This is a genomic window from Pseudomonas agronomica (genome assembly GCF_025917275.1).
In the GTDB taxonomy this organism is placed as follows: Bacteria; Pseudomonadota; Gammaproteobacteria; order Pseudomonadales; family Pseudomonadaceae; genus Aquipseudomonas; species Aquipseudomonas agronomica.
On the sequence record NZ_JAOSHO010000237.1, the window covers coordinates 1 to 7,695 of the forward strand.

At 65.1% G+C, this 7,695-nt stretch carries 5 protein-coding genes; 3 read left to right on the forward strand and 2 right to left on the reverse strand.

Annotated elements, in window-relative coordinates; all coding sequences use genetic code 11:
• Positions 1–5: 5 nt before the first annotated feature.
• Together OC610_RS16775 and cra are read right to left on the reverse strand one after the other, a co-directional pair.
• Positions 6–782 (reverse strand): TatD family hydrolase, encoded by a 777-nt coding sequence (locus OC610_RS16775; RefSeq protein WP_264429169.1) that lies wholly within the window; start codon positions 780–782, stop codon positions 6–8.
• Between the two features lie 16 nt (positions 783–798).
• Positions 799–1,794, reverse strand: coding sequence for a catabolite repressor/activator (gene cra, locus OC610_RS16780; RefSeq protein ID WP_264429171.1), 996 nt, complete (start codon positions 1,792–1,794; stop codon positions 799–801).
• A 289-nt stretch (positions 1,795–2,083) separates the two neighbouring features.
• Between cra and ptsP the strand changes: the two genes are divergently transcribed.
• From ptsP to OC610_RS16795, 3 genes are read left to right on the forward strand one after another with little or no spacing between them, the layout of a single operon-like run.
• A complete protein-coding gene (gene ptsP, locus OC610_RS16785) occupies positions 2,084–4,948 on the forward strand; it encodes a phosphoenolpyruvate--protein phosphotransferase (protein WP_264429172.1) in 2,865 nt (954 codons plus the stop codon).
• Positions 4,948–5,889 carry a 1-phosphofructokinase gene (gene pfkB / locus OC610_RS16790; RefSeq protein ID WP_264429174.1) on the forward strand — a complete coding sequence of 314 codons (942 nt, stop codon included), beginning with the start codon at positions 4,948–4,950 and terminating at the stop codon, positions 5,887–5,889. The genes ptsP and pfkB overlap by 1 nt, the downstream gene beginning before the upstream one ends.
• Before the next feature lie 14 nt (positions 5,890–5,903).
• Positions 5,904–7,649, forward strand: a complete 1,746-nt coding sequence (locus OC610_RS16795) for a PTS fructose-like transporter subunit IIB (RefSeq protein ID WP_264429176.1) — start codon at positions 5,904–5,906, stop codon at positions 7,647–7,649.
• Positions 7,650–7,695: the final 46 nt, after the last annotated feature.

Consider the following 7,695-nt stretch of genomic DNA (forward strand, 5'->3'; position numbering starts at 1 on the left):
GGTTTTTACCAGTTGAACAGTTCGCGCGCGTTCGCCGTGCTGGCCTCGGCCAGTCGCTCAGGCGTCACCGCCATGATCGCCGCCAGCGCCTCACAAATCGCCGGCAAATGCGCCGGGCTGTTGCGTTGGCCGGGGAACATTGCCGGAGCCATGTCCGGTGAGTCGGTCTCCAGCACCACCGCGTCCAACGGCAATTTCGGCAGCACCCGATGCATGCGCAGGGCCTGGGGCCACGTGGCCGCGCCGCCGAGGCCGAGCTTGAAGCCGAGCTTGATGTACTCGCGGGCCTCTTCGAAGCTCCCGGCGAAAGCGTGGATGATGCCGGCACGCGTCGGGCAGATGCGTTTGAGTGTCGCGATCACGGCGGCGTGGCTGCGGCGGACATGGATCAGCGCTGGCAGCTCGAACTCCACGGCCAGTTCCAGCTGCGCTTCGAACAGCGCTTGCTGGCGGTCGCGATCCAGGGTGTCGACGTAATAGTCCAGGCCGATTTCACCCACTGCGCACAGCTGCCGATGCCCCGCCAGGCGGGTCAGCCATTCACGCAACCGCGCAAGATCCTTGTCGTGATGCTGATCGAGATACACCGGATGCAAGCCCAGCGCGGCATGCAGGTGCGGGTCGCTTTGCACCAGGTCCCAGACGCGTTGCCAGTTGTCCCTGTACACCCCGAGTACCACCATTTCCCGGACGCCCAGGGCGCGGCTTTCGGCCAGCAGCGCCGGCCGGTCCACGTCGAAATCCGGAAAGTCCAGGTGGGTGTGGGTGTCGATCAGTTCCATGCGGGGTTCCGAAACTTCAGCCTTGGTGAATGCGCTGTTTGAACGTACGCGCAATCGCCTGGACACCGGGCTGGTAGTCATCGTTTTCGATGGCGGCCAGCGCCATTTCCAGGGCTTTCTCGGCGATCAGTTGATGCTGTTGGGACATGGCATTGACCGGCAGCGGCAGGAAATCCAACAGTTGTGTGTCACCAAACGTGCCCAGGCGCAGCGGCCGTGCCTTGAGTGGAAAATCGTGAAGGGCATCGAACACCCCTTGCAGCAGCACGTAGGAGGTGGTGATCAACGCGTCGGGCAAATGGCCCAGGCGGGCGAGCATTTCGTCCATCATCTGGCGACCGCATTCACGGCTGAACGACTCGCCGTGCTCGATCAGCACCTGGCCTTCGAAACCTTCCAGCGCCTCGCGGAAACCGGCGGTCCGCTCCTGGCTTATGCTCAGTTCGGGGCGGGCGCTGATCAGCGCGATCTGTCGTGGGTTCGTCTCCAGCAGGCTGCGGGTCAGTTGCAGGCTGGCCTGGCGGTCATCGCTGATCACCGAGCAGAAATGCGCGGGTTCCATCACCCGGTCGATGGCGATGATCGGGATGCCCTTGGCCTGCAATTGGCGATAACTGTCGTCTTCGGCGGGCAGGCAACTGGCGACGATCAGCGCATCGCAGCGCCGGGCGCGGAACAGTTGCAACAGTTGCCGCTCGCTGTCGGGCGCATCATCGGAGCTGGCGATCAGCAGTTGGTAGCCTCGGGCGCGAGCACCTTGTTCCAACAGCTTGGCGATACGCGCGTAGCTGGGGTTTTCCAGGTCCGGCAAGATGAAGCCCAGGGTGCGGGTATGCCGGCTGCGTAATCCGGCAGCCTGGGGGTTGGGCGTGAAACCATGCTCCTCGACCACCGCCCGCACCCGTTCGACGGTCGCGTTGCTGATGCGTTGCTGTTCGGCCTTGCCGTTGATGACGTAGCTGGCGGTGGTCACGGACACACCGGCGAGCTGGGCGATATCACTGAGTTTCAACCCGGTTTTCCTTGTTTTTTCGAGTGTGCCCCGACAATGAAGGCTCATCCTACCCGATTCGGATCGATGGTCACCCTCCAGACGCTTTCGACAAGTTGCACTTCAAGGATGAAAGATTATCGAGTAACGTGCCAATCTTTCTAGATTAAACGTTTCAGCAGGCGTATTTTCAAGGCTCTCAGGTTTTTGGTCGGTGCTGCCGCGATACCGCCGGAAGCCGTTTTGCAACGCTAAGCTGATTCATTCAAAACAATACCTGGCGCCAACCGGACGCCAAAAAGGAGAAAGCATGCTCGAGCTCACTCTAGAGCAGATATCCATGGCCCAGGTGGCTGTGGATAAAGACGCCGCGCTGCAACTGCTCGCTGACAAACTAGTTGCCGATGGGCTGGTAGCCGAGGGCTATCTTGCCGGCTTGCAGGCCCGTGAGGCCCAGGGCTCGACCTTTCTTGGCCAAGGTATTGCCATCCCCCACGGTACGCCGCAGACCCGCGACCTGGTGTACTCCACCGGCGTGCGCTTGTTGCAGTTTCCTGACGGCGTGGACTGGGGCGACGGCCAGATCGTTTACCTGGCGATTGGCATCGCGGCCAAGTCCGACGAACACTTGCGCCTGCTGCAACTGCTGACCCGCGCTCTCGGCGAGACCGACCTGGGCCAGGCCCTGCGTCGCGCCGGTTCCGCCGAAGCGCTGCTGAAATTGCTGCAGGGCGCGCCGCAGGAGCTGGCGCTGGATGCGCAGATGATCGGCCTCGGTGTGTCGGCCGACGATTTCGAAGAGTTGGTCTGGCGCGGCGCCCGTCTGTTGCGCCAGGCCGATTGCGTGAGCAACGGCTTTGCCGGCGTGTTGCAGCAGGTCGACGCGTTGCCCCTCGGCGACGGGCTCTGGTGGCTGCACAGCGAGCAGACCGTCAAGCGTCCGGGCCTGGCCTTCGTCACGCCGGACAAACCCATTCGTTACCTCGGCCAACCCTTGAGCGGATTGTTCTGCCTGGCGAGCCTGGGGGAAGCTCACCAAGCCTTGCTGGAAAGACTCTGCGCGTTGCTGATCGAAGGTCGCGGCCATGAATTGGGCCGCGCCACCAGCAGCCGCAAGGTCCTGGAAGTGCTGGGGGGCGAGTTGCCTGCCGACTGGCCCAGTGCGCGCATCGGCCTGGCGAATGCCCACGGGCTGCATGCCCGCCCGGCAAAGATCCTCGCCCAATTGGCGAAAAGCTTCGAAGGCGAGATCCGCGTGCGCATCGTCGATGGCCAGGACAGCGCCGTGTCGGTGAAGAGCCTGAGCAAGCTGCTGAGCCTGGGCGCCCGTCGTGGTCAGGTCCTGGAGTTCATTGCCGAACCCGGCATTGCCGCCGACGCGTTGCCGGCGTTGCTCGCAGCCGTCGAAGAAGGTCTCGGCGAAGAAGTCGAACCGTTGCCGCCACCGAGCGCGCCACGGGAAACCACCATTGCCGAAGTTGCCACCGTGCTGCTCGCGCCGGAATCCGGCAGCCTGATCCAGGCCGTCGCCGCCGCGCCGGGCATCGCCATCGGTCCGGCGCATATCCAAGTGCTGCAAGACATCGAGTATCCACTGCGTGGCGAGTCCCCAGCCATCGAGCGCGAGCGCCTGCAAAAAGCCTTGAGCCAAGTGCGTCGCGACATCGAGGGCCTGATCGGGCGTGCGAAGGCGAAGGCCATCCGCGAGATTTTCATCACCCACCAGGAAATGCTCGACGACCCGGAACTGACCGACGAAGTCGACACCCGCCTGAAGCTGGGCGAGAGCGCGCAAGCGGCGTGGATGGGCGTGATCGAAGCCGCCGCGAAAGAACAGGAAGCCTTGCAAGATGCCTTGCTCGCCGAGCGCGCCGCCGATCTGCGGGACGTAGGCCGTCGGGTACTGGCGCAGTTGTGCGGCATCGAAACCCCGGCTGAACCGGATCAACCGTACATTCTGGTGATGGACGAAGTCGGCCCGTCCGACGTCGCCCGCCTGGACCCGGCGCGGGTGGCGGGGATTCTTACCGCACGCGGCGGCGCCACAGCCCACAGCGCCATCGTCGCCCGTGCCCTGGGCATTCCAGCGCTGGTGGGCGCTGGGGCGACGGTGTTGCTGCTGGCCCCGGGTACGTCCTTGCTGCTGGACGGCCAGCGCGGTCGCCTGCATGTCGACCCGGACGCCGCCACGTTGCAGCGAGCCAAAGAGGAACGCGACACCCGCGATCAGCGCCTCAAGGTCGCCGCCGAGCAACGGCACCAACCGGCGCTGACCCGCGACGGTCACGCCGTGGAAGTGTTTGCCAACATCGGTGAAAGCGCCGGCGTCACCAGCGCGGTGGAGCAGGGCGCCGAAGGCATCGGCCTGTTGCGCACCGAGCTGATCTTCATGGCCCACACCGAAGCCCCGGACGAAGCGACCCAGGAAGCCGAATACCGCAAGGTGCTCGATGGCCTGGCCGGTCGGCCGCTGGTGGTGCGCACCCTCGACGTCGGCGGCGACAAGCCGCTGCCCTATTGGCCGATCGCCAAGGAAGAAAACCCGTTCCTCGGCGTGCGCGGCATCCGCCTGACCTTGCAGCGCCCGCATATCATGGAAGCGCAGCTGCGCGCCCTGTTGCGCTCGGCGGACAACCGTCCGCTGCGGATCATGTTTCCCATGGTCGGCAGCGTCGACGAGTGGCGCCAGGCCCGGGACATGACCGAGCGCCTGCGCCGGGAAATTCCCGTGGCGGACCTGCAACTGGGGATCATGATCGAAGTACCGTCCGCCGCGCTGCTGGCGCCCGTGCTCGCCAAGGAAGTCGACTTCTTCAGTGTCGGCACCAACGACCTGACCCAATACACCCTGGCGATCGACCGTGGTCACCCGACCCTGTCGGCCCAGGCCGATGGCTTGCACCCGGCGGTGCTGCAACTGATCGACATCACCGTGCGCGCCGCCCATGCCCATGGCAAATGGGTCGGTGTGTGCGGCGAGCTGGCGGCTGATCCGCTGGCGGTGCCGGTGCTGGTGGGCCTGGGCGTGGACGAGCTGAGTGTCTCGGGCCGCAGCATTGCCGAGGTGAAGGCGCGGGTCCGCGAATTGAGCCTGGCGCACGTACAAACCCTGGCTCAAGCGGCCTTGGCCGTGGGCAGCGCCGATGATGTGCGCGCATTAGTGGAGGCGCTGTAATGGCGAAGATTCTTACCCTGACCCTCAACCCGGCGCTCGACCTCACGGTGGAATTGGCGCGCCTGGAACCGGGCCAGGTCAACCGCAGCGACGCCATGCACGCCCACGCCGCCGGCAAGGGCGTGAACGTGGCGCAAGTGTTGGCGGATCTCGGCCATACGCTGACCGTCAGCGGTTTTCTCGGTGAGGACAACGCCCAGGTGTTCGAGACGTTGTTCGCCCAGCGTGGCTTTGTCGACGCGTTTATCCGCGTCCCCGGTGAAACCCGCAGCAACATCAAGCTGGCCGAACAGGATGGGCGCATCACCGACCTCAACGGCCCTGGCCCGATGGTCCATGAAGCCGCACAACAAGCGTTGCTGGCGCGCCTCGAACAAATCGCCCCTGGCCATGACGCCGTGGTCGTGGCCGGCAGCTTGCCCCGGGGCGTCAGCCCGCAATGGTTGCAGGCGCTGATCACGCGCCTCAAGCAACTCGGCCTGAACGTCGCCCTCGACACCAGTGGCGAAGCGTTGCGCGTCGCCTTGGCGGCCGGGCCGTGGTTGATCAAGCCGAACACCGAGGAACTGGCCGATGCGCTGGGGTGCGATGTGGTCACGGAATTGGCCCAAGCCCAGGCGGCGCAGCGCCTGCATGCCCAAGGCGTCGAACACGTGGTGATTTCCCACGGCGCCGACGGTGTGAATTGGTTCAGCGTCGGTTCGGCGCTGCATGCCTCGCCGCCCAAGGTGACTGTCGCCAGTACCGTGGGCGCGGGCGATTCGCTGCTGGCCGGCATGCTGCACGGATTGCTCGGTGCCCACGCGCCGGAGCAGACCCTGCGCACCGCCACGGCCATCGCCGCCATGGCGGTCACCCAGATCGGTTTTGGCATCCACGACACCGCGTTGCTGGCGTCGCTTGAACAGGGCGTGCGCGTGCGCCCCCTGACAGAACAATAAGAGGGTTCGCAAGAATGAAACTAGCCATTGTGACGGCCTGCCCGAACGGCATGGTCACCAGTGTGTTGTGCGCCCGCCTGCTGGACGCGGCGGCCCAGCGCCAGGGTTGGAGCACCAGCGTTGAAGTCCACGACGCGGCTCATCCCGAGCGCCAATTATCGGCGGCGACTCTGGAAGCGGCCGAATGGGTGCTGCTGGTCGCCAGCGGTCCGGTGGACCTGTCTCGGTTCGTCGGCAAGCGGGTGTTCCGCAGCACCCCAGCCCTGGCCCTGCAAGACGTTGACGCCGTGCTGCGTCGCGGCGCCGAAGAGGCCGAAGTGCTGGGCGAGGCCGACGTGCTCGCCGAAGAACCTGCGCCATCGACCGAACGTGCCCCGCGCCTGGTTGCCATCACCGCGTGCCCGACCGGCGTCGCCCATACCTTCATGGCCGCCGAAGCCTTGCAACAGGCCGCGGCACGCCTGGGTTATGACCTGAAGATCGAAACCCAGGGTTCGGTGGGTGCGCGCAATCCACTCAGCCCTGAGGCGATTGCCGAGGCTGACGTGGTGTTGCTGGCGACTGATATTGAAGTCGCCACCGAGCGTTTCGCCGGCAAGAAAATCTACCGCTGCGGCACCGGCATTGCATTGAAGCAGGCCGAAGCCACGCTGAAAAAAGCCTTGGCCGAAGGCGTCCAGGAAAGTGCCGCGAGCGGTGCGTCCACGGGCCCGGCGAAGACGGAAAAAAGCGGCGTCTACAAACACTTGCTGACGGGGGTGTCGTTCATGCTGCCGATGGTGGTGGCTGGCGGCCTGATGATTGCCTTGTCGTTCGTGTTCGGCATCACCGCCTTCAAGGAGCCCGGCACCCTGGCGGCGGCGCTGATGCAGATCGGCGGCGACACCGCGTTCAAATTGATGGTGCCGCTGCTGGCCGGCTACATCGCCTATTCCATCGCCGACCGGCCGGGCCTGGCCCCCGGCATGATTGGCGGACTGCTCGCCAGCACCCTGGGCGCCGGGTTCATTGGCGGGATCATCGCCGGCTTCCTCGCTGGCTACGCTGCCAAGGCGATCAACCGTTACGCGCGGCTGCCCCAGAGTCTGGAGGCGCTCAAGCCGATCCTGATCATTCCGTTGCTGGCGAGTCTGTTCACGGGCCTGGTGATGATCTACATCGTCGGCAAACCGGTGGCGGGCATGCTCGAAGGGCTGACCCACTTCCTCGATAGCATGGGCACCACCAACGCGATCCTGCTGGGTGTGCTGTTGGGGGCAATGATGTGCGTCGACCTCGGCGGGCCGATCAACAAGGCAGCCTATGCGTTCTCGGTGGGGCTGCTGGCTTCCCAGAGTTACGCGCCAATGGCCGCGACCATGGCCGCCGGGATGGTACCGCCCATTGGCTTGGGCATCGCCACCTTCCTGGCCCGGCGCAAATTCGCCCAGACCGAGCGCGAGGCCGGTAAAGCAGCGTTGGTGCTGGGGTTGTGCTTCATCTCCGAAGGCGCGATCCCGTTCGCCGCCAAGGACCCGTTGCGGGTGATCCCAGCGAGCATTGCCGGCGGTGCGCTGACCGGTGCGCTGTCGATGTATTTCGGCTGCAAGCTGATGGCGCCTCACGGCGGGTTGTTCGTGATGTTGATTCCCAACGCCATCAACCATGCGCTGCTGTATTTGCTGGCGATCGTGGCGGGCGCGCTGTTGACGGGCGTGGCGTATGCGCTGCTCAAGCGGCCGGAAGTGGTGGAAATGGCGTTGGAGCCGGCGAAGGCCTGAGCCTGAGCCCACTCCGGTTTCCACTGTGGGAGCGAGCTTGCTCGCG

Bases quoted from the DNA above. Each gene is read 5' to 3' on its own strand.
- OC610_RS16775 (WP_264429169.1), bottom strand. From the start codon at position 782: ATGGAACTGATCGACACCCACACCCACCTGGACTTTCCGGATTTCGAC.
- OC610_RS16795 (WP_264429176.1), top strand. From the start codon at position 5,904: ATGAAACTAGCCATTGTGACGGCCTGCCCGAACGGCATGGTCACCAGT.
- pfkB (WP_264429174.1), top strand. From the start codon at position 4,948: ATGGCGAAGATTCTTACCCTGACCCTCAACCCGGCGCTCGACCTCACG.
- ptsP (WP_264429172.1), top strand. From the start codon at position 2,084: ATGCTCGAGCTCACTCTAGAGCAGATATCCATGGCCCAGGTGGCTGTG.